We start from the raw sequence: 22,735 nt of genomic DNA, 5'->3' as shown, positions 1-22,735 counted from the left end.
CGAGACGCTCATAACTCGAAATTCGACGCATTTTCCGACCCCTTCGTCGACCGAGACTCCTAGGCGCAAAGCCGCTCCCCTCAAGCTACGGCCTTCGCAGAGGGAAGGAGTCCCAGGCGCCCTACAGCCCCCGGGCCCGAGCCGCCTCGGCCAAGGACGCCTCGGTAATGGGCTCCCCCTCGGACACGTACACCGCCAGGCACGGAAAGCTCGGCTTGGCGGACATGAGGGCGCCCGCCTCCAAGCCGAACGACCTCTCCAAGTGCGCGAGTACCGCGCGCACGTTGGCCTTGGTCATGCCCGCGCGGCGCAAGGGCGACACTACCCCGGCCTCAGCGAGCGCCTTGAAGCCGGGGCGACGCGCAGGGTCATCGGAGGCATTGGTGCCGTCGACGATGACCGTGAAGCCGTCGGCGGCAGCCGCCTCGCGCACCTTCTGGAAGATGAAGCGCTTGCAGCGGTAGCAGCGGTCGGGCGGGTTCTCGCAGATTTCGGCCTGCGCGAGCACGTCGGTCTCCATCACCGTGAGCGGCACGCCCAGCGCCTCGGCCACACGCCGGGCGTCATCCAGTTCGAAGTCCGGTTGGAAGGCAGTCTTCACCAGGTAGGCACGCACTTCGCAGCCAGCGAGCTTCGCCGCCGCCAGCAGAAGCGACGAATCGCAGCCGCCGGAGAAGGCCACGGCCAGCCTCGGCTCCCGAAGCAAGTACATCTCCAACGGCTCGCCGAACAGATGCTGGCCGGGCCCCACATCCTCGGTGTCCTCGGCGATATGCGCCTCGTAATCGGCGGCCGTGCGGCTGTCCTCCAGCGAGCCAGCCTTCCTCACATCCATGGGAACACCCACCGCAATCTCTCCTTCCATGCACGCGGGCGGCCCGAAGGCCGCCCGCCCGGCCTGCCCGGCCCATAACCGCCGCAGGCAATCATTCGATTTCTTTTAGCGCAGCGTGATGCCCTCGGGCAGCTCGACGGCACGCCAGTCGTCGTCGGCTTCCTCGTCGCGCTCGACGACCTCCTCGACCGCCGCCGGCTTCTCCTCCTCGACGCTGCCGAAGGCGACACGGAAGGCATCCACGTGCATGCGGGGCACGGCGAACACCACCCGGGGCACCGCGCCGGGATGCTCGCCGATCCACGTGCGAATCAACTCGATCACCTGCGCAGAGGGGTATCCGTTACTCCCGCAGCCGAAGGCGCCCATGATGAGCGTCTGCACGTTGTTGGCCGCGGCAATGCGGAAGATGGTCTCGATGCGATCGGCAAGCGCCTTGTCGCACTCGCGCTCGGAACGGTGGTTATCCAGTGCGTAGGCGCGAATGGGCTCGGCGATGACCAGCACGTCGGCGCGGCGCGTGTCCCCCTCGCGGGAGAACAGCACCTCGGGCACGTACAGGGCACGGTCGGTGAACAGCGAGCCACGACGGTAATCGCGGTTCTTGTCGTAGAAGTCGCGTTTGTGGGCACAAAGCACCGGGTACAGGTTGCTCTCGGAACACAGGATCTGCTCGGGGCCGAAGGCGCCGTCCTCGTAGGCGCCGCCGGGACGCGTGAAGGCGCCGGGATCCACGATCATCGTCTTGCCCTCGCCGTCGCGGTACAGCGCCTCGGGAGCGAACGACGTCACCACCTTCGTCACCGTCTCGGTCGCCACCGGCACAGCAGCTGGGCCGTCATCGACAGGCGCATCCGCCGCTTCCACAGCGGCCGCCTCGGCCATCTCCTCAGCCGCGACGGCCTCTTCGCGCGCTTCCTCGTTGCCCACCTGGGCACCGTCGGCGTCGGCCTCGGCCATCGCCGCGGCCTCCTTCGCTGCGGCGGCCGCCTCGGCGCCCCACAGCAACCTGCGGCCCTCGCCCTCCTCATAGATACGGGCAGCCTCAATGGCCACGTCGGTTTCCTTTCCGAAGGCCGCCTTCATCAGCCCTGTGTGCCGCACCGCCTCTCGCCGGCGCTCCTCACGCTGCGCTTCCCTATCGGGTCTCGCGCCCCTGCGCTCACGCCCGTTATCTCGATCGCTGAAACCCGCCATCCAGCACTCCTTTCCGCCAAAGCGACACAGCAGGGGGATGCCCGCCCCCGCTCTTATACGTTAAATTTGAAATGCATGACGTCGCCGTCCTGGACGACGTAGTCCTTGCCCTCTTGGCGCAGCTTGCCGGCGTCGCGGCAGCCCTTCTCGCCGCCCAAGGCCACATAGTCCCCGAAGCTGGCCGTCTCGGCCTTGATGAAGCCGCGCTCGAAATCGGTGTGGATGACGCCGGCCGCCTGGGGGGCCTTCGCGCCTATAGGGATGGTCCAGGCGCGGGTCTCGGTCTCGCCGCTCGTAAAGTAGCTCTGCAGACCCAGAAGATGGTAGGCCTCGCGGATGAGGCGGGCCAGGCCGCTCTCGTTAAGCCCCAGGGCCTCCATGTACTCCTTCGCCTCGGCCGGGTCCATCTCGGCCAGCTCGGCGATGTCGGCCTCAACCTTCGCGGAGATGGGCACGGGCACACAGCCGTCGATCTCGGGCAGCTCGGCATCTACCGCATCCTCGTCGACGTTGGCGATGTAGAGCATCGGCTTCATGGTGAGCAGGTGCAACTCGTAAATGGCCGCCACCTCGTCGTCGGTCAGCCCCAACGTACGGGCGCGATGACCCTCGTTCAGGCCCTCGAGCACCTTTTTGGCGACCTCCAGCTTTGCCACGCCGGCCTTGTCGCGCTTGGCCTCCTTCTCCAGACGCGGGATAGCCTTCTCCACCGTGGCGATGTCGGCCAAAATAAGCTCGGTCTTGATGGTGTCCACATCGGAGAGCGGATCCACCTTGCCTGCCACATGGGTCACATCCGGGTCGCCGAAGAAGCGCACCACCTCGGCGATAGCGTCGGTCTCGCGGATGTTCGCGAGGAACTGGTTGCCCAGGCCCTCGCCCTGGGAGGCGCCAGCCACAAGCCCGGCGATGTCCACGAACTCCACCGTGGCGGGCACGATCTTCGCCGGATGGTCGATCTCGGCCAGCGCATCCAAGCGCTCGTCGGGTACCGGCACGATGCCGACGTTGGGCTCGATGGTGGCGAACGGGTAGTTGGCGGCCAGGCCGCCCTTGTTGGTCATCGCCGTGAACAGCGTGGACTTGCCCACATTGGGCAGCCCCACGATACCGATTGAGAGAGCCATGGAAATCCTTCGATCCGATTGGTTTCAGTGATTGACTATCCTACCGCAAAACAACGAAGAGCGCCCACGGGGGCGCCCTTCGCCATGGAATTCTAACGGGCCTGCGACGCTACATCGCAAAGAGCCCGAATTGCGCGGCCACGTAGGCCACCAGGATGATGACAACGAGCACCGGGGCGATGTACTTGATCATGATCGTCCAGGCACCGGCGGCGGTGAACTTGCTGGAGATGCGCACCTCGTCGATGATGGCCTTGGGCTTGATGATCCAGCCGACGAACACGCAGGTGAGCAGCGCCACGATAGGCATGAGCACCGAGTTGGAGATGAAGTCGGCGAAGTCGAGCATGGAACTGCCGGCCCCAAGTGGCTCGATGAAGGAGGCTACGTTGTAGCCGGCATTGATGATGCCGCCGGCGATGACCACGAACGCGATCACGATGCCGAGGGCCTTCCCGCGGGAGCACTGCAGGCCGTCGTGCACGATGGAGACGAGGGTCTCCACGAGGGAGATGGCACTCGTGAGAGCAGCGAACAGCACCAGCAGGAAGAACAGAAAGCCGATGATGGTGGCCATGCCGCCCATGTCGACGAACACCGTGGGCAGCGTCACGAACATGAGGGAGGGGCCGGCCTTGGCGGCCACGGCGTCACCGGAGCCCATGGCCACGAAGGCCGCGGACACGATGAGCAGACCGGCGATGAAGGACACGCCCAAATCGAAGCCGCCGATGCGCAGCACCGAAGAGGTGAGGCTGTCCTGCTTGCGCATGTAGGAGCCGTAGGTGATCATGATGCCCATGGCCAGCGACAGGCTGTAGAACATCTGGCCCAAAGCGCCGATGACCAGCTCCGGCGAGAACTTGCTGAAGTCCGGCGTGAGGTAGTACAGCGCGCCCTCCACGGCACCGGGCATGGTGAGCGTGTAGATGGCAATGCCGATGGCCATGATGATGAGCGCCGGCATCATGAACAGGTTCGCTTTCTCGATACCGCCCTTCACGCCCAGGCCTACGACTACGAACACGATGGCCATGAACAGGAGCATCCAGATGTAGCTCTCCGCGCTCGAGGTGATGAAGCCGGTGAAGAAGTCGCCGCCGTCAGCGAGGGCAGCCGGCCCGTTCACCAGGTAGGCGGCCGTGTACTTCGTCACCCAGCCGCCGATGATGCAGTAGTACGGCGTGATGATGAAGGGCACCGCCGAGGCCAGAATGCCGATGAAGGCGTACTTCTTGCCGAAGCTCTTGAAGGCGCCGATGGCGGACTGGCCGGTCTTGCGGCCCAGCGCCGTCTCCAGCAGCAGCAGCGACACACCGAAGGTGAACACGAGCACCAGGTACGTGATAAGGAAGGTGCCGCCGCCGTACTTCGCCGCCAGATAGGGGAAGCGCCACATGTTCCCCAGGCCCACCGCCGATGCAGCCGCAGCCAGAATAAAGGCCCACTTCCCCGACCAGGAAGCGCGCTGCTTCTTCATTTCTCCTGCCATGGTTGTCCTTTCCCATTTCCAGGCACTCCCCCGTGCCTTTCCCAACAAGCGGAACGGGCGGCTGCATCGCGCTCGCGGTGCAGCCGCCCGTCGAAACCGTGTGATTATAGCGTGAAACCGCTGAGAGACGCCCGCTTTTCCGGGGAAAGGGGCGGCTCGCCGGGGGCGAGGGTGCGGGATACTCCGATTCGCTCAGTCGGCGGCTCCGACCCCCGGACCCCTACTCGAAGAGCCCTGCGGCGCGCTCAAGCTCACTTACGATGGCGATGTGCTGGGGGCACACGCTCTCGCAGGCGCCGCACTGGATGCACGCGCTCGCCTTGCCGGCGCCGGTGTTCCAGTTGTAGTTCTCCTGGGCGCGGTAGGCGTCGCCCATCTGGTCGTAGATGTTGAGCGACTGCATAATGGTGTTGATGTGCACCCCTTCCGGACAGCCCTTCATGCAGTAGCGGCAGTCGGTGCAGGGGACGCCAGGCAGGGCTACCAGAGCCGCGCGGGCCTCGTCGATCACCCCGTGTTCTTCGGCCGTAAGCGGCACGCCGTCCCTCATAATGGCCACGTTCTCGGCCACCATCTCCGGCGTGTTCATGCCCGAGAGCACCGCGATCACGCCCGGCAGCGAGCCGGCGAAGCGCAGGGCCCAGGACGCGAGCGGGGCGCCCGGCTCGGCCGCGCGGAGAATATCGGCCACCGGATCGGGCAGCTTCACGAGGGTGCCGCCCTTTACCGGCTCCATGATGACCACGGGCAGGCCGCGTTCCCGGCATACCTCGAAGCAGCGACGCGACTGGATGACGTCGCTCTCCCAATCCACGTAGTTCACCTGGATCTGCACGAAGTCAACCTCGGGGTGCGCATCCAGCACCTTCTCCAGTTCCTCGACGTTGTCGTGGATGGAGAAGCCGAACCGTTTGATCTTCCCCTCGGCCTTCTTCTCGGCGCAGAACTCCCACAGGCCGTACTCCTCGAAGCCGGCCGTGAGGGACTCGCCCAGGTTGTGCAGCAGGTAGTAGTCGAAGTAGTCCACGCCGCACTCCGCCAGGGAGGTGTCGAACATGGAGCGGGCCTCCTCGGCGTTCTTGGCAAGCCAGGCCGGCAGCTTCGTGGCGATGGTGAACGATTCGCGCGGGTAGCGCTCCACAAGGGCCTTGCGAAGGGCCCATTCAGACTTGCAGCCGTGGTAGCCGCGGGCGGAATCGAAGTAGGTGAACCCCGCGTCCATGAAGATATCCACGAGCTCACAAACTTTGTCGATGTCGATGGACGCGGGATCGTCCGCATCCCTGAGCGGCAGGCGCATGAACCCGAATCCGAGCGGCGCCAGCTTGTCGACCTTCTCCATGGGAACCCCCTTCTTTTATGCGCACGCGCAAAATATAAGTGAGGCCATCATAGCAGGTTAGTACGCCACACTCCAGAAAACGAGGCCCTTTGCCGGAGCGTTCTCGCCAGCGGCTTGGCGGCTCCGGGCGGCGAGCACCTCGGCCACCCAGCCGGGGTCGCGCTGGCCGCGGCCCACCATGGCGAGCGTCCCCACGATGGTGCGCACCATGGAGTGGAGGAAGGCATTGCCCCGCACGGTGATGACCCGGTGCGGCTCGCCTAAGATCTCCTCGGCGGCGATGGAGATCTCGCTCACGTGACGGCAGGTGGGCTTGCCTACCGCCGAGGCGGCCATGCAGAAACTCTTGAAGTCGTGTTCGCCGATAAGGTACGCCGCCCCGCGCTCCATGGCGGCGATATCCAGGTTCGGCCCCACGTACCAGGCAGTGCGCTCGGTGAACACCGGCGGGGTGTCGCCCGTGGCGAGGAAGTACCGGTACTCGCGCCACTGGGCATCGAAGCGAGCCGAGAAGCCGCGGGGCCGCTCATCCACCGAGCGCACCACGATGCCCTCGCCGGTAAGCGCATTCAGCGACCGGCGCAGGTTGTGCAGGCTGCGACCGCGCAGCTCGTCGCTGTCCACCTCGAAGGAGACCACCTGCCCGCGCGCGTGCACCCCCGCATCGGTGCGGCCGGCGCACACCATGTCCACCGGGCGGCGGAACAGCAGGGCCAGGGCCTCTTCCAGCTCCCCCTGCACCGTGCGCTGCCCTGGCTGCTTCGCGAACCCCGCGAAGGGAGCCCCATCGTAGGCCACCGTGCACGACAGCGTCTGCTCCCGCTCGCATTCAGCAGCCCGCTCTTCCAAGGTGGGACGATGTATCTCCGCGATCCTACGCAATCAAGGCCTCCGGGCCGAACAGGTCGCGGATCTCGGCCTTCATGATGGGCGAGCGGGCGTCTACCGAGACCGGCAGCTCGGCGCGGAACTTGCGGCCGTCGGCCTGCTCCACAAGCAGCACCACCCCGTCACGGCCAGGGAACTGGCGCAGGATGCGGCTCAGGTTGGCCGAGCGGCTCTGGTCGAAGGAGCGCGAGGGCACCTGCAGCTGCAGGTGGCTCGGCCGCGCATCTTCCTCGCGCAGCTCAAGGGCCTCCAGCTCGAAGGCCATGATCTGGCTGCCGCGGTCGTTTACCTCGAATTTGCCCTTCACCTTCACGATGGCGTCGTCACGAATGGCCTCAGCGTTCTCATCGTACTTGAAGCAGATGCATTCCACATGGCCGGTGGTGTCCTCCAGGGTGAACGTGGCCATCTTCGTCTGGCGCTTGGTCAGCTTCACCACCACATTGGACACCATGCCCACGAAGATGGCGTTGCGGATCTCGGCGGTGCGCTCGGCCAGATCGCCCAGGGAGAACTTCGTCATACGGGACAGCGCCCCCTCGTAGGGCGCCAAGGGATGCTCGGACACGTAGATGCCCATGATCTCCTTCTCGTAGGCGAGCTTCGTGCGCTTGTCCCACTCCACGCCGTCCGGCTCGGGCACGTCCTCCTGGAAGCCCGAATCGGCGTCGTCGGCGAATAAGTCGAACATGGACACCTGGCCTCGGTCGCGGTCTTTCTGGCGCTTCGCCGCGCCCTCGAGCATCGGCGTCTCCTCGATGAAGTGCATCATCTGCTTGCGCGTGTAACCGGTGGAGTCGAAGGCGCCGCCCTTCACGAGGGCTTCCAGGGTCTTGCGGTTGTAGGCCTTCGCGTCCACACGGTTCACGAAATCGTGCAGCGACGAGAACGGGCCATTCTCCTCGCGCTCCTCGATGATGGCGTCGGCCACGTTCTTGCCCACGCCGCGCACGCCTACCAGGCCGAAGCGGATACCCTCGGCCACCGGCGTGAACTCCGCGCGGGACGAGTTGATGTCCGGCGGCAGCACCGGCGTGCCGTTGTGGTTGCAGCTGGCGATGTAGCGGATGAGCCGGTCGGTGTTGCCCATGTAGCTGGTGAGCACAGCGGCCATGAAGTCATTCGGATAGTGCGCCTTCAGGTAGGCCGTGCGCATCACGAGGATGGCGTAGGCGGCCGAGTGCGACTTGTTGAAGGCGTACTTGGCGAACTTCTCGGCATCTTCCCAGATCTTCTCGGCGATCTCCAGGGCATAGCCGTTCTCCACGGCGCCAGAATTCCAGTCGGCCTGGAGTTGGCGCATGACATCGAGCTTCTTCTTGCCCATGGCCTTGCGCAGCTTGTCGGCCTTACCGGCAGAGAAGCCCGACATGGCCATGGACACCTGCATGATCTGCTCTTGGTAGACCATGGTGCCGAAGGTCTCCTCCAAGATGGGCCGCAGGCGCTCGTCGTAGTAGTGGGCCGGGGTCTTGCCGCTGGCCACCTTGATGTAGTCCTCCACCATGCCGGACTCCAGCGGGCCCGGGCGGTTCAGGGCGATAGAGGCCACAACATCAGAGAAGCGCGTGGGGGGCAGGCGCTTGAACAGGCTCACGTACAAGCTGCCCTCCACCTGGAACAGGCCGTCCATGTTGCCCGACTGCATGAGCTTGAAGGCGAGCGGATCGTCGGTGGGAATCTCCTCGGGAATGATCTTCTCGCCGGTGCGCTCCAGGATGTTCTTGCAGGCAATGGACAGCACGTCCAAGGTGCGCAGACCCAGGAAGTCCATCTTCAACAGGCCCAGGTCGGGCGTGTAATGGCCGTCGTACTGGGTGATGATGCCGCCGCCCTTGGTGTCGCGCTTCATGGGCACGTGATCGCTCATAGGGTCGCGGCAGATGATGGTGGCGCAGGCATGCACGCCCTCGCCGCGCACGTGGCCCTCGATGGAGCGGGCCGCGTCGATGATGGTCTTAACGTCCTCGTCGGTGTCGTAGGCCTTCTTCAGGTCGGGATTGGTGTCCAGGGCCTTGTCGATGGTGATGCCCAGCTCGTCGCCGATCATCTTGCAGATGCGGTCGCCCAAGCCGTAGGCCGCCTTGCGGGCCATGTCGGCATCGAGCCCCTGGCCCAGCTTCAGCGTGCCCGACAGAACGCGGGCCGTGTCGCGCACGGCATTTTTCGCCTGCAAGGTGCCGAAGGTGATGACCTGGGACACGTGATCCTCGCCGTAGACCTCCTTGATGTGGTTGATGACCTCTTCGCGGCGGCCCTGCTCGAAGTCGACGTCGATATCGGGCATCTCCACGCGCTCGGGCGAGAGAAAACGCTCGAACAGCAGGCCGTTGGTCAGCGGGTCCAAATCGGTGATGCCCATGGCATAGGCCACGATGGCGCCGGCAGCCGAGCCGCGACCCGGACCCACGCCGATGCCCTGGGAGCGGGCCCACTCGATGTACTCCTGCACGATGAGGAAGTAGGCCGGGAAGCCCTGTTGGATGATGATGCCCATCTCGTAGTCGGCACGCTCCTGGGCATCAGCGGGCACCGGCGTGCCATAGCGCTTCTCCAGCCCCTCCTGCACGCGCGTGCGGAACCACGACTCCTCGGTCTCTCCCTCGGGGAGGGGGAAGCGCGGCAGGATGGAGTCGCGCTCAAGCACCACGTTACACTTCTCGGCCACTTCCACCGTGTTGTCGCAGGCTTCGGGAAAATCGGCCAGAGCCTCGCGCATCTCGGCCTCGGTCTTCATGTAGAACTGATCGTTCTCGAACTTCATGCGCTTCTCTTCGTTCACCATGGCTCCGGTGCCGATGCACAGCATGATGTCCTGGGCGCGAGCGTCCTCCTTCAGCAGGTAGTGGAAGTCGTTGGTGGCGATGGTCTTTAAGCCCGCCTCCTTGGCCACGGCCGTCAGCTGGTGGTTCAACTCGGTCTGGGTGAAGCCGGCGTCGGTGCGCACGCCCTGGTTCTGCAGCTCGATGTAGAAGTCGCCCTCATCAAAGCAGCTGGCGAACTTCTTCGCCCACTCCACGGCGTCCTCGAAGCGGCGGTCGTCCAAAAGCTTCGGGATGATGCCGCCAATGCAGGCCGAGGTGCCGATGATGCCGCGACCGTACTTCTGCAGCATGGAGAAGGTGGTACGGGGCTTGTAGTAGAAGTTGTCCACATGAGACTCGCTGACCAGCTTCAGCAGATTGTGGTAGCCCTCGTTGGTCTTGGCCAACAGCAGCAGGTGATACAGCTTCGGCTTCACATCCTTGCGCAGCGACTCGTCGGCGGTGAAATACACCTCGCAGCCGAAGATGGGCTTCACGCGAACGCCGGTCTCCTTTTCCACGGCATCGCAGGCGTCGGAGAGCTCCACCACGCCGGACATGACGCCGTGGTCGGAGATGGCCACAGCCGGCATGCCCAGCTCTGCGGCGCGGCGCACCATGTCCTTCACATGGGTCAGGCCATCGAGCAACGAGTACTCGGTATGGTTGTGCAGGTGTACGAATGCCATAGGGTGTCCGCCCCTTCAGTCGGGTCTCGGCGCACGGAGTTCGGTTGTGGTGTGGCTATGCGCGCGTATCGTGTCATGCTGGGCCGGAAGGATGCTCGCCCCAAGCGCCGAGGCGCTCGCGCGACCCTGTCCGACTGCTCTCAAGTTCCGTCGGTTTTCTCGGGTGTCATGATACCAGCCCCACGCTCCAAGCGTGCGAACAAATGGTGGGTTTTGCATGGATTGCGCGTCTCACGGAGGATGCCGACGGAGGTCTAGCTGCAAAAGTGGCAGGACCGTTGCTCGCTCTCCATTCCGTTGACGTGCTCACCCACGAACATGGAGACGGATATCAGAACACACCGCAGCGTGGCCTCCAGCCCATCGGAGCACGCCGTCCACGTCATAGCTCTATCGTAAAGGGTCTTGCATTGCCCCCGCATTTGCGAAAACTACAAACCTCCGTGATATCATGCCAGCAAAGCGCGGTAAGAAACGAGGTGCACTATGCCTGAAATTTCTCTCTTCAGGGGTATTCGCGTAACCATGTACTACAACGACCATAATCCACCGCACTTCCATGCGGAATATGGCGGATACAAGTGTCTCGTGGACATCATGTCAGGTTGCGTGCTCAACGGATCCCTTCCCGCAAGACAGCTGAAGCTCATACTTGCCTGGAACGAACTTCATCGCGATGAGCTCATGCAAAACTGGGAGCTCGCGAAGGAGAATTGCGAGCTCAACCAAATTACGCCGCTCTAGGAGGCTCCATGCAATCTGACTACTTCCCCACCGTTGTACAAGCCGTTGCGGGGCCGGACAAGACGGTGTATGCCTATTTTTCCGATGGCCGCATCACACAGCTTGACATGAAAAAGAGCATCGCCGGCGGCGGAGTTTTCGAGCGCTTGGCAGACGATTCGTTCTTTGAGGAGGCGCTTACCGTTCTCAACGATACCGTCGCATGGGATGTAAGCGGACACTACGATCCCACAACCTGCATCGACATAGACCCTTTTGTTGCCTATGAGGCCAAAAGAGTCTCCGACCCGCTTGAGGATGCCGCATAAGAGCATGAACGCGCCGGGGCTCACTCGCCTATCCGTTGCAGAACTTGTATATCTTGGCCGCCGCGAATACGTTCATAAAGCACCGCTCGAGAGCTATCTCGTCAAACAGGTAACCAGCACTTCCAGAACAAACCATCGAGCCAGTTGCCCTTCGAGTATAATTACTGACGTATTGCGGTGCCCAAGCTGACAGCATACGGCAAAAAGACGGAAGGAGGCGCCAGCACTATGATTCTCTACCATGGGAGCAATGTCGAAGTGCGCCGCCCTCGTGTTCTCACCACAAACCGATCCCTTGATTTTGGCGCCGGTTTCTACACGACGTCAAACCTCGATCAGGCGAAACGCTGGGCCCAGCTGCAAGCGCAACGCCGAAGATGCGGCAGCCCCCTCGTCTCTGTTTATGAAATAAACGAGACCGTCTTTGAGTCGCTGTCACTCCTTCGGTTTGAGAGGGCCAATGCGGCGTGGCTCGATTTCGTCGTGGAAAATCGCAAAGGTTTGTATCAAGGCGCACTCTACGACATCGTCATAGGGCCCGTCGCCAACGATCGCACTATGAGCGTCATCAACGATTACATGAATGATCAAATCGATCGTGAGACGGCCCTCATCCTTCTGAAACCGCAGGGCCTCTCCGATCAGTACCGATTCGGAACCGAGAAGGCGCTTCGCCATCTCTCCTGCGAGGAAGTGATGCTCCTTGACTGAGACGACGCCTTCCATCATGCAGAACTTCGATTCCGAGGTATCTCGGCTCATCGCCGAGAGTCGGGGGCTTGACGCCCTTGAGGCGCTCAGGCTCTTCCTTCCATCGGAAACCCGCCTGATGCTCCTCGATAACGACTTGAAGATGTGGCACTTCAGCCCGTTGGCAGTCTTCGATATGTGGGAGAACGAGCAAGCCACCGGAGATCCACGCAACTCGCTGTACCTGCGAGGTGATGAGATTGCCTAAGGAATTCGTGTTCTTCACTTATCTGCTGGAAAGCTACGCGCAGAGCCGCCATACGAGAGCGGCGGATGTGCTCGCAGCCCTCGATGCCCAGGGTCGTACCGAGTTCGTCTACGACATGTACGAGATGTACCACAGCGAGGCTATCGAGAACGCGTTCCGCGATATCGACAGTCTCATCGCCACCGGCGAGCCGGCCTGGTAGGCATCGCCGCCCGATCCTTCACTCGGTATATGGCATTCCCCATCTGCACGCCATCATCACCCAGGCATAATAAAACCGCCGTTCTTTAGCGCGGTACCCAAACTAAGAGGGGCGCCCCGGATGGGACGCCCCTCTCAAAACAGGCTCAAATGCTGCGGGCTGCTTCAGGGCTCCGCACGACCTTGCGGGTCGCGGGCCTCCCTAGGCGGCGGCTCCGCTCACGTACTTCAGCTGCGCCTCGCACCACTCCAGCTTCTTCTGGTTGGTGACGAGGGTGGCCTGATCCTGCGCATCGTCGACCTTCTCCAGCTCGGCGATGATCGCGCGGCACTCATCGGCCTCGGCCTTCACGGCTTCGGCGTCGATGTCCTCCACGGCACATCCGAACCGGGCGAGCACTGTCACCTTGTCGTCGAGAACCGACGTCGCACCGCCCATGACCAGGAACTCCTTCTTCTCCTGCTCGTTCTCGCCGATGGTCAGCGTCACCAGACCGCCCTCGCGGTTGAGCGAGACGGACAGCTCGTGACCGGGCAGAACGCCGAAGTAGCCGTCGCACCCGGGGATGCTGGCGTAGGAGATCTCACCCTGGTACAGGGCGCGATCGGGAAGGGCCACCGTGCAGCGCATAACGGCCATTAGTTGCCGTCCTTCTGCATGGCGTCAAAAGCCTCGTAGACCTGCTCGATGGCGCCCTTGTTCACGAAGCACTGCTCCGGGATGTGGTCGCACTTGCCGTCGAGGATCTCCTTGAAGGAGCGCACCGTGTCCTCCACCTTCACGTACACGCCGGGCAGGCCCGTGAAGACCTCGGCCACGTGGAAGGGCTGGCCCAGGAACTTCTGCACCTTACGGGCGCGGTTCACGGTCAGCTTCTGGTCCTCGGACAGCTCGTCCATACCCAGGATGGCGATGATGTCCTGCAGGTCCTTGTACTGCTGCAGGATCTGCTGCACGCCCATGGCCACGTCATAGTGCTCCTGGCCGACGATCTCGGGATCCAGCGCGCGAGAGGTGGACTCCAGCGGGTCCACGGCCGGGTAGATGCCCAGCTCAGCGATGGAGCGGGACAGAACGGTCTTCGCGTCCAGGTGGGTGAACGTGGTGGCCGGAGCCGGGTCGGTCAGGTCGTCGGCGGGCACGTACACGGCCTGCACCGAGGTGATGGAGCCGGTCTGCGTGGAGCAGATGCGCTCCTGCAAGTCACCCATCTCGGTGGCCAGCGTGGGCTGGTAACCCACGGCGGAGGGCATGCGTCCCAGCAGAGCGGACACCTCGGAGCCGGCCTGGGTGAAGCGGAAGATGTTGTCGATGAACAACAGCACGTCCTGACCCTGATCGCGGAAGTACTCCGCCTCGGTCAGGCCCGCCAGACCCACGCGCAGACGGGCTCCCGGAGGCTCGTTCATCTGGCCGTACACCAGGCAGGTCTTCTCGATAACGCCGGAATCGGTCATCTCGAGGTAGAGGTCGGTACCCTCGCGGGTACGCTCGCCCACGCCGGTGAACACGGAGGTGCCGCCGTGCTCCTGGGCCAGGTTGTTGATGAGCTCCTGGATGCACACCGTCTTGCCCACGCCGGCGCCGCCGAACAGACCCGTCTTGCCGCCCTTGACGTAGGGCTCAATCAGATCGACGACCTTAATGCCGGTCTCGAAGGTCTCGGTGGTGGTCACCAGGGTGTCGAACGGGGGCGCGGGATGGTGAATCGGGCGCCACTCCACGTCCTCGGGCATGGGCTTGCCGTCCACGGGCTCGCCCAGCACGTTCCAGATGCGGCCGAGGGTCGCCTTGCCCACGGGCATCATGATGGGGGCGCCAGTGTCCTGGGCCTCCAGGCCGCGCACCATGCCGTCGGTGGACGTCATGGCGACGGTGCGGACGATGTCGCCGGGGAGGTGCGTCTGCACCTCGAGCACGGTGGAAACCTCGCCCGAAGGGGTCGTTGCCTTCACGGTCAGGGCGTTGTAGATGGCCGGCATGGCGTCTGCCGGGAACTCCACATCCACAACGGCGCCGACGATACGGACGATGCGTCCGATAGCGCCTCCCTTGGCCGCTTCAGTAGAAGTAGTTTCAGCCATTTAATCCTCCAAAGCTGCGGCACCGCCCACGATCTCGGTGATCTCCGTGGTAATGGCGCCCTGGCGCACGGTGTTGTACACGCGCTCCAGGGTGGAGACCATCTCGTTCGCGTTGTCGGTGGCCGACTTCATCGCGTTGCGGCGGGCACCTTGTTCGCCCGCTGCGGAATCGAGCATCGCGTAGTAAAACGCGTTGTTCAGGTAGGCGTTCATCATGTAGGACATGACCGACTCCGTGCTCGGCTCGAAGTCGATGTCGCCCGGGATGGCGGAATCGTCCCGCTCGCGGAAGGACTTGAACACGTCCTCCTCCTTGGCCTTCAGACCCAGAAGATCCGCGTAGGACTCCTCCTTCACCGGCAGCACCTGCTGCTCCACCAAGGACTGCTCGGCGGCGTTCTTCGCGTGGTTGTACACGATGAACACCTCGTCGAGCTTGCCCTCGGCATAGGCCTGCATCACGTAGCCGGACAGCTCGGCGGCCTGGGCGAACTCAGGATCGGCCGAGTATCCCGCGAAGGAGAACACCGGCTCGATGCCGCGGTAGGTGAAGTACCCGATGGCCTTTTTGCCACAGGCAGCCACCTCCACCTCGGCACCCTCGCGCTGCTTTTCCTTCGTGAGCTTCTCCACATAGCGAAGCACGTTGGTGTTGAAGCCGCCGGCAAGACCGCGGTCGGAGGTGACGGCTACGATGAGCACCCGCTTCACCTCGTCGTGGACCTGCAGCAGCGGCTCCGTATCCAGATGAGCGTACTTTGCCGTGCTGATGAGCATGTCTGAGATGGCGACCGCCCAAGGGAGCGCGTTGTCCACGCGCTCGGAAGCGCGGCGAATCTTGGCAGCGGCGACCATTTCCATGGTGCGCGTGATCTGCTTCGTCGAGGTGACGGATTTGATTCGCCGTTCGATGTCGTGTAGGTTGGGCATGGTCTACCTACCTTACGCTGTGGCGTCGAAGGACTGCTTGAAGGCGGCGATGGCCTCCTTCAGAGCGGCCTTGGTCTCGTCGGAGAGCTTCTTCTCCTTGTTGATCGTCTCGATGATCTCCGGCTTGGAGGCGCGGATCGAGGAGAGCAACTCGGTACGGAAGCGGACAACGGCATCCAGCGGCAGATCGTCGAGGAAGCCCTCGTTGCCGGCAAAGATGGCGATGACCTGCTCGGCGACGGGCATCGGGCTGTAGCGGCCCTGCTTCAGCAGCTCGGTCATGTGCGAGCCGCGGGTCAGCTGATCCTGCGTGGCCTTGTCCAGGTCGGAGCCGAACTGGGTGAAGGCCTGCAGCTCGCGGTAGGACGCGAGGTCCAGACGCAGGGAGCCGGCCACCTGCTTCATGGCCTTGATCTGCGCGGAGCCGCCGACTCGGGACACGGAGATGCCCACGTCGACTGCCGGGCGCTGGCCCTGGAAGAACAGGTCGGTCTGCAGGAAGATCTGGCCGTCGGTGATGGAGATCACGTTGGTCGGGATGTAGGCGGACACGTCGCCTGCCTGGGTCTCGATGATCGGCAGGGCCGTCATGGAGCCGGCGCCGTTCTCGTCGGACATCTTGACCGCGCGCTCCAGCAGGCGGGAGTGCAGGTAGAACACGTCGCCCGGGTAGGCCTCGCGTCCCGGAGGACGGCGCAGGGTCAGCGACATCTGGCGATAGGCGACAGCCTGCTTGGACAGGTCATCGTAGATGATGAGCACCGCACGGCCCGGGTTCTCGGGACCGGCGGGCTCGCCGTTCTCGCCGTTGTAGACGAAGTACTCACCCATGGCAGCACCAGCCATGGGGGCGATGTACTGCAGCGGGGCCGAGTCAGACGCGTTGGCGGAGACGATGATGGTCTTCTCCATGACGCCGTGGCGCTCGAGGGTCTCGACGACGCCGGCAACCGTGGAGGCCTTCTGGCCGATAGCGACGTAGATGCAGATCATGTCGGTATCTTTTTGGTTGATGATGGCGTCGATGGCGATAGCGGTCTTGCCGGTCTGGCGGTCGCCGATGATGAGCTCGCGCTGGCCGCGGCCAATCGGGATCATCGAGTCGATGGCCAGGATGCCGGTCTGCATGGGCTCGTGCACCGGCTTGCGCGAGGTCACGCCAGGAGCCTTGAACTCCACGGGGCGGTAGCCTTCGGGAGTGATGGGGCCCTTGCCGTCCACGGGCATGCCGAGCGGGTTCACGACGCGGCCGAGCAGGCTCTTGCCCGCCGGAACCTCGACGATGCGACCGGTCGTGCGGACCTGGTCGTTTTCACGAATTGCGGTGACGTCACCGAGGAGCACGGCGCCGACCTCGTCTTCCTCGAGGTTCTGGGCCAGGCCGTAGACGGTCTTGCCCTCCTTGCTGACGAACTCGAGCAGCTCGCCCGCCATGGCGTCGCGCAGGCCGTCGACGCGCGCGATGCCGTCGCCGACCTGGATGACCGTGCCGACCTCGCGAGACTCGACGCTGACGTTCAGCGCCTCGAGCTGCTTGCGCAGGGCATCGTCAATGGACTTAGCGGTGATTTCAGTCACTAGCATTCACCTCCATCTGAAGTATCTTTGAGCACCTGGCGCGCGTTGGTGAGCTGGGAGACCATGCTCGCGTCGATGCGCTTGCCGTTGGCGCTCATGATGATGCCGCCCAAAATAGACTTGTCGATGCGCTCGCGCAGAACGATCTTCTTGCCCAAATCGGCTTCGGCTTTGCGGGTAATAAGGGTGCGCAGGTTGTCGTCGAGGGCGACGGCCGTCGTGACGTCCACCACGCAGAGGTCGAGCTTGGAGCTAAGCTCCTCGCCGTAGGCCTCGTAGACGCGGGGAAGCAGACTCGCGTTGCCGCGCTCGGCCATAACGGCCACGACCTCGGTGAACACCGGGTTGCAGTCGGCGAAGACGGCCTTGGCTAGGTCGTGGCGCTGCTGCGGGGTGTAGTCGAGGTTGGAGAGCGCCTGGGAGAGATCCATGTCGGCGTTCATGACGCGCAGGACCTCCTCCATCTGGTCGCGAACCTCCATCACGGCGTCCTGGCCGCCGGCCCCGTTGGCGCTGTCAAACATGACGGCGGCGTAGGTGGCGACTTCCTCTTTGACGACGAGGCGATTAGTTGGCATTGAAACTACCTGCCTCGCTCACGTAGCGCTCGATGATCTTGCGGTGCTCGCCCTCGGTGAGGTCCTCGCCGATGAGCTTGGCCGCCACGTCGACGGAGATGTCGACGACCGAGCCCTGAAGGTCGGCCACGGCCTGCTTCTTCTCGGCCTCGATGGCGACCCTCGCCTTGGCGATCATGTCCTCAGCCTCGGACTGGGCCTTGGCGCTGATGTCCGCCTTCACCGCCTCGCCCGTGGCACGGGCGTCGGAGATGATCTGGGCGGCCTGGGCCTTGGCGTCAGCGAGCTGCTGCTTGTACTCCTGGAGCACGCGTTCGCTCTCGATCTGAGCTTCCTCAGACTTCTTCAGTGCTTCTCTGATGGTGTTCTCGCGCTTCTCAAGCATGGCGTTGAACATCGGCCAGCCGAACTTGGCGAGAACGACCCACAGAAGGATGAAGGCGACGAGCATCGGTACGAACTCGATGGGGTCAGGAAGGATGGCGGCGATGCCACCCCCCTCTTCCCCTTCGCTTGCGAACGCGAGCGCAGGGAAAGCGGTGCTGACGAACAGCGTGCTCACGCCGATGCCCGCCACCGCCTTATTCGCTCTTGCTTTCACGTACCTACCTCCTTCTAGCCTCAATGGCCTGGATAAAACCGGACAGACCAGAAACTAGACGATGAAGCAGGTGACGAAGCCGATGAGGGCGAGGGCCTCAGCCAGAGCGGCGCCGATGATGAAGTTGGTGAACAGACGACCCTGCACCTCGGGCTGACGGGCGGAGCCGACGCAGCAGCCGTAGCAGGCCAGGCCGATGCCCAGGCCGGGGCCGAGGGTGCCGAGGCCGTAGCCGATGACCTTCAGAGCAGAGAGTACGAGTTCGATTTCCACAATGTCCTCCTTTTACCGTTTTTGAGCCTGTTTCTCAAAAACAACAACAGTATGGTCAACCGGATCCGTGGATAGAGCCGGGAAAACCCTTGCGGGGAGCGGCCGGGCGGCCGCGAAACGGCGCCGAGGCGCCAGGCCTCCTAGTGGGAGGAGGTAGCGCCCTGGATGTACACGGCGGAGAGCACCGTGAACACGTAGGCCTGGATGAAGGCCACGAGGCACTCGAGCGCGTACATGACGAGCAGCAGCGCGAACCACGCGACCGACGTGGCCGCCAGGGGCATGGCCGCGGGGATGCCGCAGGAGATGAAGATGGACGTGGCCAGGGCGAAGATGCCGAGCACCATGTGGCCGGCGAACATGTTGCCGTAGAGTCGCACGGCCAGGGTCAGCCAGCGCAGCACGAGCGAGATGAACTCGAAGAACCAGATGACCGGCACCATGGGGGCGGGCAGGCCGGACGGGGCGATGGCCTTGATGTAGCCGAGCCCGCCGTGCGCCTTGATGCCGCACCAGTTGAAGTAGACAAACGAGATGGTGGCCAGCGCCCAGGTAACCGAGATGGTGCCCGTGGGGGTCATGCAGCCGGGGATGAGGCCCACGAAGTTGGAGATGAGGATGAAGAAGAAGAGCGTCGCGAGGAAGGGCACGTGCTTCTTGTAGCCGTGGCCGATGATGCCCTCACCCATGTCATTGCTCACGAACTGGTAGCCGTACTCGACCGTGTTCACGAACTTGCTCTTGGGAACAAGCGTCAGCTTGCGCGCCACGGTGAGCACCACCGTCGCGGTGATGATCCAGCAGATCACCATCCAGAACATGTACTGGGTCATGCCAATCCCGCCACCGCCGAACACGATGGAAGGATCGAAAGAATCCTTCAGTTCCGCCGCATGGTGCGACAGTTGCTCAAGAGCGTCCACGTATCAACCCTTTCCTCTTACTTTCTCACGACGGTGCGCACGCCGTAGGCGATGGCCACCGTGCTCAGGGCAATGACCTCGGCTCCCACGAAGGGGAGCGCAAGCCCGCGGTCAAAGGCAATGCAGACGACAGCCGTCATGACCAAGATGACGAAGGACGCGAGCAGCGCCACGAACAGCACCATCATGGAGCCGGCGACGCCCGCGGAGACCGTCTTCCTCGTCATGCGCAGCCCGAACAGCAGCGGGAGGAACCCCACCAGCCCGGCCAGCGCCCCGAGGATACCTGCGACTAATGCCATAACCCGTCCTCATCCGAGCGCCTTATCGCGCACTTTGCCCTTTAAACCGCTACGTATGATAACGTCAGCGGGAATGAGGATAGGTGAGAGATTGTGAAAATAGGCGAGCGGCGCGCCTGGGCGCGCGGGGCGCCTGGGCGCAGCACGGCCCGGCCGAGGGCCGGGCCGTACGAGGCGATGCAGAGGGGGGCAGCGCGGGGGGGTGACGCACGGCCCGCAGGGAGCGGCGCGCGGCGGCGCCCCGGCTCGGCTAGCGCGCGGCAGGGTCTTGCGGCTCGAAGACGCGCACCTTGATGCCCGACTCCGCGAGCAGGGACATGGCCAGCTCGTCAGGGTAGGGATTCTGGTAGACGATCTCGGTGATGCCCGAGTTGATGAGCATCTTTGCGCACACCACGCAGGGCTGGGTGTTCACGTAGATGGTGGCGCCGTCGATGTCGGTGCCGAAGCGCGCCGCCTGGATGATGGCGTTCTGCTCGGCGTGGAGGCCCCGGCAGATCTCGTGGCGCTGGCCCGAGGGGATGCCGAGCTCCTGGCGCAAGCAGCCCGTCTCAGCGCAGTGGGCGAGCCCCGTGGGCACGCCGTTGTAGCCCGTGGCCAGGATGCGGCGATCCTTGACGATGATGGCCCCCACCCCGCGACGCAGGCACGTGGTGCGCTCGGCCACCTCGTTGGCCAGCTTCATGAAGTACTCGTCCCAGCTGGGGCGGCTGTCCTTGAACCCCTCGGACATGGCGTCCTCCTTCCCCGCCGGCGCGCGCGGCGCCTGCGGCTACTTCGTTCCGAAGATGCGGTCGCCCGCGTCGCCCAGGCCCGGCACGATGTAGGCGTTCTCGTTGAGCCCCTCGTCGACGGAGCACGTGTAGATACGCACGTCGGGATCGGCCTCAAGCACCGCCTCGATGCCCTCGGGCGCGGCCACGAGCACCATGAGCTTGATGTTCTTCACGCCTTGCTTGCGCAGGTACTGGATGGCCGCCACGGCCGAGCCGCCGGTGGCGAGCATCGGGTCCACCACGAGCACGTCGCGCTGATCGATGCTGTCGGGCAGCTTCGCGTAGTACTCGTGGGGCTCGTGGGTCTCGGGATCGCGGTACATGCCCACGTGTCCCACGAAGGTGGAGGGCATAAGCTCCTGCAGGCCGTCCACCATGCCCAGCCCGGCGCGCAGGATGGGCACGATCACCATCTTCTTGCCCGCCACCTGCTTGCAGTCGGCCGTGCAGATGGGGGTCTCCACCTTCACGTCCTCCAGGGCCAGATCGCGGGTGGCCTCGTAGCCCTCGAACAGGGCCAACTCGCGCACGAGCTGACGGAAATCCTTGGAGGAGGTGTTCTTGTTGCGCAGCTTCGACAGCTTGTGCTGCACCATGGGATGATCGATGACGACGACGCGGTCGTTGTGCTCCATAACGCGCTTCCTTTCGTGTGGATCGAGAAGGCAGTCCCGCCGGGGAAGGGCCCAGCGGCGGCTCGTGCTCGGGCAGGTCCTCTCTTTCGGAAATATTGGTGTGGGGATTTTACCCCAATATTTCCGAGTCTGCGGAATCTGCGCGCGAACCGTCGCCGGGCCCTTCCCCTGCCCTCACTTTATTGTCTAGTACTCCAGTCCCGGATACAGCGGGTGGGCGTCCAGCAGGGCGTTCACGCGGCGGCGCACATCGGCGAGCTTGGCCTCATCGGCGGCGTTGAACACCGTGGTGGCGATGAGCTGGCCCACCTCGTAGAAGTCCTCGGCGGTAAATCCGCGGGTGGTGGCCGCGGCGCTTCCCACGCGGATGCCGCTCGTCACGAAGGGCGAGCGCTGCTCGTTGGGGATGGAGTTCTTGTTCACCGTGAGCCCCACGCTCTCCAGCAGCTTCTCGGCGTCCTTGCCGGTGATGTCGGAGGCGGTGAGGTCCACCAGGCACAGGTGGTTGTCGGTGCCGCCGGACACCAGGCGCAGGCCGCCGTCGATCATGCCCTGACCGAGGGTGCGGCAGTTCTCCACCACATGCTCCATATAGGTGCGGTACGCAGGGCGCAGGGCCTCGCCGAAGGCCACGGCCTTGCCGGCGATGACGTGCATGAGCGGGCCGCCCTGGGCGCCGGGGAAGATGGCCTTGTTGATCTTGGCCCCCAGCTCGTCGGAGTTGGTGAGGATGAAGCCGCCGCGCGGGCCACGCAGGGTCTTGTGGCTCGTGGAGGTGACGATATCGGCATGGGGCACCGGGCTCGGGTGCAGGCCCGCGGCCACGAGACCGGCGATGTGGGCCATGTCCACCATGAGGTAGGCGCCCACGGAATGGGCGATCTCGGCCATGCGCTCGAAGTCGATGAAGCGCGGGTAGGCCGAGGCGCCGGCCACGACCACCTTCGGACGGCACTCCTTGGCGATGCGCTCCACCTCGTCGTAGTCGATGACCTCGGTTTCCGGGTCCACGCCGTAGGAGACGATGTGGTACAGCAGCCCCGAGAAGTTCACCGGGCTGCCGTGGGTGAGGTGGCCGCCGTGATCGAGGCTCATGCCGAGTACCGTGTCACCGGGCTCGATGATGGAAAGATAGGCGCCGAAGTTCGCGCTGGCGCCGGAGTGGGGCTGCACGTTGGCGTACTTCGCGCCGTACAGCTCGCAGGCACGATCGCGGGCCAGATCCTCCACCATGTCCACCTTCTCGCAGCCGCCGTAATAGCGACGGCCCGGGTAGCCCTCGGCGTACTTGTTGGTGAGCACGCTGCCCACGGCCTCCATCACGGCGCGGGAGGTGAAGTTCTCCGACGCGATGAGCTCCACGCTGCCGCGCTGGCGCGCCAACTCGGCCCGCAGGCACTCGGTTACCTGAGGGTCTTCCCCGGCGAGAAATTCCAAAGCCATAACATCGTTCCTTCCCTTTATAGGTA

The 22,735-nt window shown here is 63.9% G+C and carries 24 protein-coding genes; 5 read left to right on the top strand and 19 right to left on the bottom strand.

Annotation, left to right across the window (positions count from 1 at the left end; translation table 11 throughout):
* Positions 1-121: 121 nt before the first annotated feature.
* The 7 genes from larE to dnaE form a co-directional block, all read right to left on the bottom strand.
* Positions 122-847: an ATP-dependent sacrificial sulfur transferase LarE gene (gene larE / locus AAK988_RS06975; RefSeq protein ID WP_369872560.1), complete on the bottom strand. Its 726-nt coding sequence runs from the start codon at positions 845-847 to the stop codon at positions 122-124.
* 93 nt (positions 848-940) lie between these two features.
* Complete coding sequence (locus AAK988_RS06970) at positions 941-1,891, bottom strand: TIGR02452 family protein (protein ID WP_369872561.1); 951 nt, start codon at positions 1,889-1,891, stop codon at positions 941-943.
* 194 nt (positions 1,892-2,085) lie between these two features.
* Entirely contained in the window at positions 2,086-3,159 is a 1,074-nt protein-coding gene (gene ychF, locus AAK988_RS06965) for a redox-regulated ATPase YchF (protein WP_369880551.1), read from the bottom strand.
* Between the two features lie 109 nt (positions 3,160-3,268).
* Entirely contained in the window at positions 3,269-4,651 is a 1,383-nt protein-coding gene (locus AAK988_RS06960; RefSeq protein WP_288072728.1) for a sodium-dependent transporter, read from the bottom strand.
* 220 nt (positions 4,652-4,871) lie between these two features.
* A complete protein-coding gene (locus AAK988_RS06955) occupies positions 4,872-5,993 on the bottom strand; it encodes an aldo/keto reductase (protein ID WP_369872563.1) in 1,122 nt (373 codons plus the stop codon).
* A 57-nt stretch (positions 5,994-6,050) separates the two neighbouring features.
* Positions 6,051-6,875, bottom strand: coding sequence for a tRNA pseudouridine(38-40) synthase TruA (truA, locus tag AAK988_RS06950; RefSeq protein ID WP_369872564.1), 825 nt, complete (start codon positions 6,873-6,875; stop codon positions 6,051-6,053).
* Complete coding sequence (gene dnaE / locus AAK988_RS06945; protein WP_151429833.1) at positions 6,868-10,374, bottom strand: DNA polymerase III subunit alpha; 3,507 nt, start codon at positions 10,372-10,374, stop codon at positions 6,868-6,870. Before dnaE ends, truA begins: the two co-directional genes overlap by 8 nt.
* Positions 10,375-10,860: 486 nt before the next feature.
* Between dnaE and AAK988_RS06940 the strand changes: the two genes are divergently transcribed.
* The 5 genes from AAK988_RS06940 (at position 10,861) to AAK988_RS06920 (ending at position 12,586) form a co-directional block, all read left to right on the top strand.
* Positions 10,861-11,118 carry a DUF4160 domain-containing protein gene (locus AAK988_RS06940; protein ID WP_369880550.1) on the top strand — a complete coding sequence of 86 codons (258 nt, stop codon included), beginning with the start codon at positions 10,861-10,863 and terminating at the stop codon, positions 11,116-11,118.
* An 8-nt stretch (positions 11,119-11,126) separates the two neighbouring features.
* The gene (locus AAK988_RS06935) at positions 11,127-11,426 is read left to right on the top strand and encodes a DUF2442 domain-containing protein (RefSeq protein ID WP_369880549.1); all 300 of its coding nucleotides are present in this window, start codon (positions 11,127-11,129) and stop codon (positions 11,424-11,426) included.
* 228 nt (positions 11,427-11,654) lie between these two features.
* Positions 11,655-12,137, top strand: a complete 483-nt coding sequence (locus AAK988_RS06930; protein WP_369880548.1) for a DUF3990 domain-containing protein — start codon at positions 11,655-11,657, stop codon at positions 12,135-12,137.
* The gene (locus AAK988_RS06925) at positions 12,130-12,384 is read left to right on the top strand and encodes a hypothetical protein (RefSeq protein ID WP_369880546.1); all 255 of its coding nucleotides are present in this window, start codon (positions 12,130-12,132) and stop codon (positions 12,382-12,384) included. Before AAK988_RS06930 ends, AAK988_RS06925 begins: the two co-directional genes overlap by 8 nt.
* A complete protein-coding gene (locus AAK988_RS06920; protein WP_136434487.1) occupies positions 12,377-12,586 on the top strand; it encodes a DUF3791 domain-containing protein in 210 nt (69 codons plus the stop codon). Before AAK988_RS06925 ends, AAK988_RS06920 begins: the two co-directional genes overlap by 8 nt.
* A gap of 201 nt (positions 12,587-12,787) precedes the next feature.
* Here AAK988_RS06920 and AAK988_RS06915 read toward each other — a convergent pair whose 3' ends face one another.
* From AAK988_RS06915 to glyA, 12 genes are all read right to left on the bottom strand, one after another.
* The gene (locus tag AAK988_RS06915) at positions 12,788-13,225 is read right to left on the bottom strand and encodes a F0F1 ATP synthase subunit delta/epsilon (RefSeq protein WP_135970897.1); all 438 of its coding nucleotides are present in this window, start codon (positions 13,223-13,225) and stop codon (positions 12,788-12,790) included.
* Positions 13,225-14,670: a F0F1 ATP synthase subunit beta gene (gene atpD / locus AAK988_RS06910; RefSeq protein WP_151429831.1), complete on the bottom strand. Its 1,446-nt coding sequence runs from the start codon at positions 14,668-14,670 to the stop codon at positions 13,225-13,227. The genes AAK988_RS06915 and atpD overlap by 1 nt, the downstream gene beginning before the upstream one ends.
* Positions 14,671-15,600: an ATP synthase F1 subunit gamma gene (gene atpG, locus AAK988_RS06905; RefSeq protein ID WP_160324197.1), complete on the bottom strand. Its 930-nt coding sequence runs from the start codon at positions 15,598-15,600 to the stop codon at positions 14,671-14,673. It abuts the gene before it with no gap.
* Between the two features lie 12 nt (positions 15,601-15,612).
* Positions 15,613-17,184, bottom strand: a complete 1,572-nt coding sequence (gene atpA, locus AAK988_RS06900; protein ID WP_440132289.1) for a F0F1 ATP synthase subunit alpha — start codon at positions 17,182-17,184, stop codon at positions 15,613-15,615.
* Positions 17,178-17,756 (bottom strand): ATP synthase F1 subunit delta, encoded by a 579-nt coding sequence (gene atpH / locus AAK988_RS06895; RefSeq protein WP_369880544.1) that lies wholly within the window; start codon positions 17,754-17,756, stop codon positions 17,178-17,180. The genes atpA and atpH overlap by 7 nt, the downstream gene beginning before the upstream one ends.
* Positions 17,746-18,357 (bottom strand): F0F1 ATP synthase subunit B, encoded by a 612-nt coding sequence (gene atpF, locus AAK988_RS06890; protein ID WP_369880543.1) that lies wholly within the window; start codon positions 18,355-18,357, stop codon positions 17,746-17,748. The genes atpH and atpF overlap by 11 nt, the downstream gene beginning before the upstream one ends.
* 54 nt (positions 18,358-18,411) lie before the next feature.
* Complete coding sequence (locus AAK988_RS06885; protein ID WP_369880542.1) at positions 18,412-18,630, bottom strand: ATP synthase subunit C-like protein; 219 nt, start codon at positions 18,628-18,630, stop codon at positions 18,412-18,414.
* A gap of 140 nt (positions 18,631-18,770) precedes the next feature.
* Positions 18,771-19,553: a F0F1 ATP synthase subunit A gene (atpB, locus tag AAK988_RS06880; RefSeq protein WP_369880541.1), complete on the bottom strand. Its 783-nt coding sequence runs from the start codon at positions 19,551-19,553 to the stop codon at positions 18,771-18,773.
* Between the two features lie 17 nt (positions 19,554-19,570).
* The gene (locus AAK988_RS06875; RefSeq protein WP_369880540.1) at positions 19,571-19,855 is read right to left on the bottom strand and encodes a hypothetical protein; all 285 of its coding nucleotides are present in this window, start codon (positions 19,853-19,855) and stop codon (positions 19,571-19,573) included.
* A gap of 250 nt (positions 19,856-20,105) precedes the next feature.
* Positions 20,106-20,588 carry a deoxycytidylate deaminase gene (locus AAK988_RS06870; protein ID WP_369880539.1) on the bottom strand — a complete coding sequence of 161 codons (483 nt, stop codon included), beginning with the start codon at positions 20,586-20,588 and terminating at the stop codon, positions 20,106-20,108.
* Between the two features lie 39 nt (positions 20,589-20,627).
* A complete protein-coding gene (gene upp / locus AAK988_RS06865; RefSeq protein ID WP_369880538.1) occupies positions 20,628-21,266 on the bottom strand; it encodes a uracil phosphoribosyltransferase in 639 nt (212 codons plus the stop codon).
* A 186-nt stretch (positions 21,267-21,452) separates the two neighbouring features.
* On the bottom strand, positions 21,453-22,709 hold the full coding sequence (glyA, locus tag AAK988_RS06860; RefSeq protein WP_282190810.1) for a serine hydroxymethyltransferase: 1,257 nt from the start codon (positions 22,707-22,709) through the stop codon (positions 21,453-21,455).
* Positions 22,710-22,735 lie beyond the last annotated feature (26 nt).

Origin of the sequence: Adlercreutzia muris, assembly GCF_041223505.1 — a bacterium.
Lineage (GTDB): Bacteria > Actinomycetota > Coriobacteriia > Coriobacteriales > Eggerthellaceae > Adlercreutzia > Adlercreutzia muris.
Note: the sequence above shows the minus strand (reverse complement) of the source record. Positions and strands in the feature narration are given on the sequence as shown.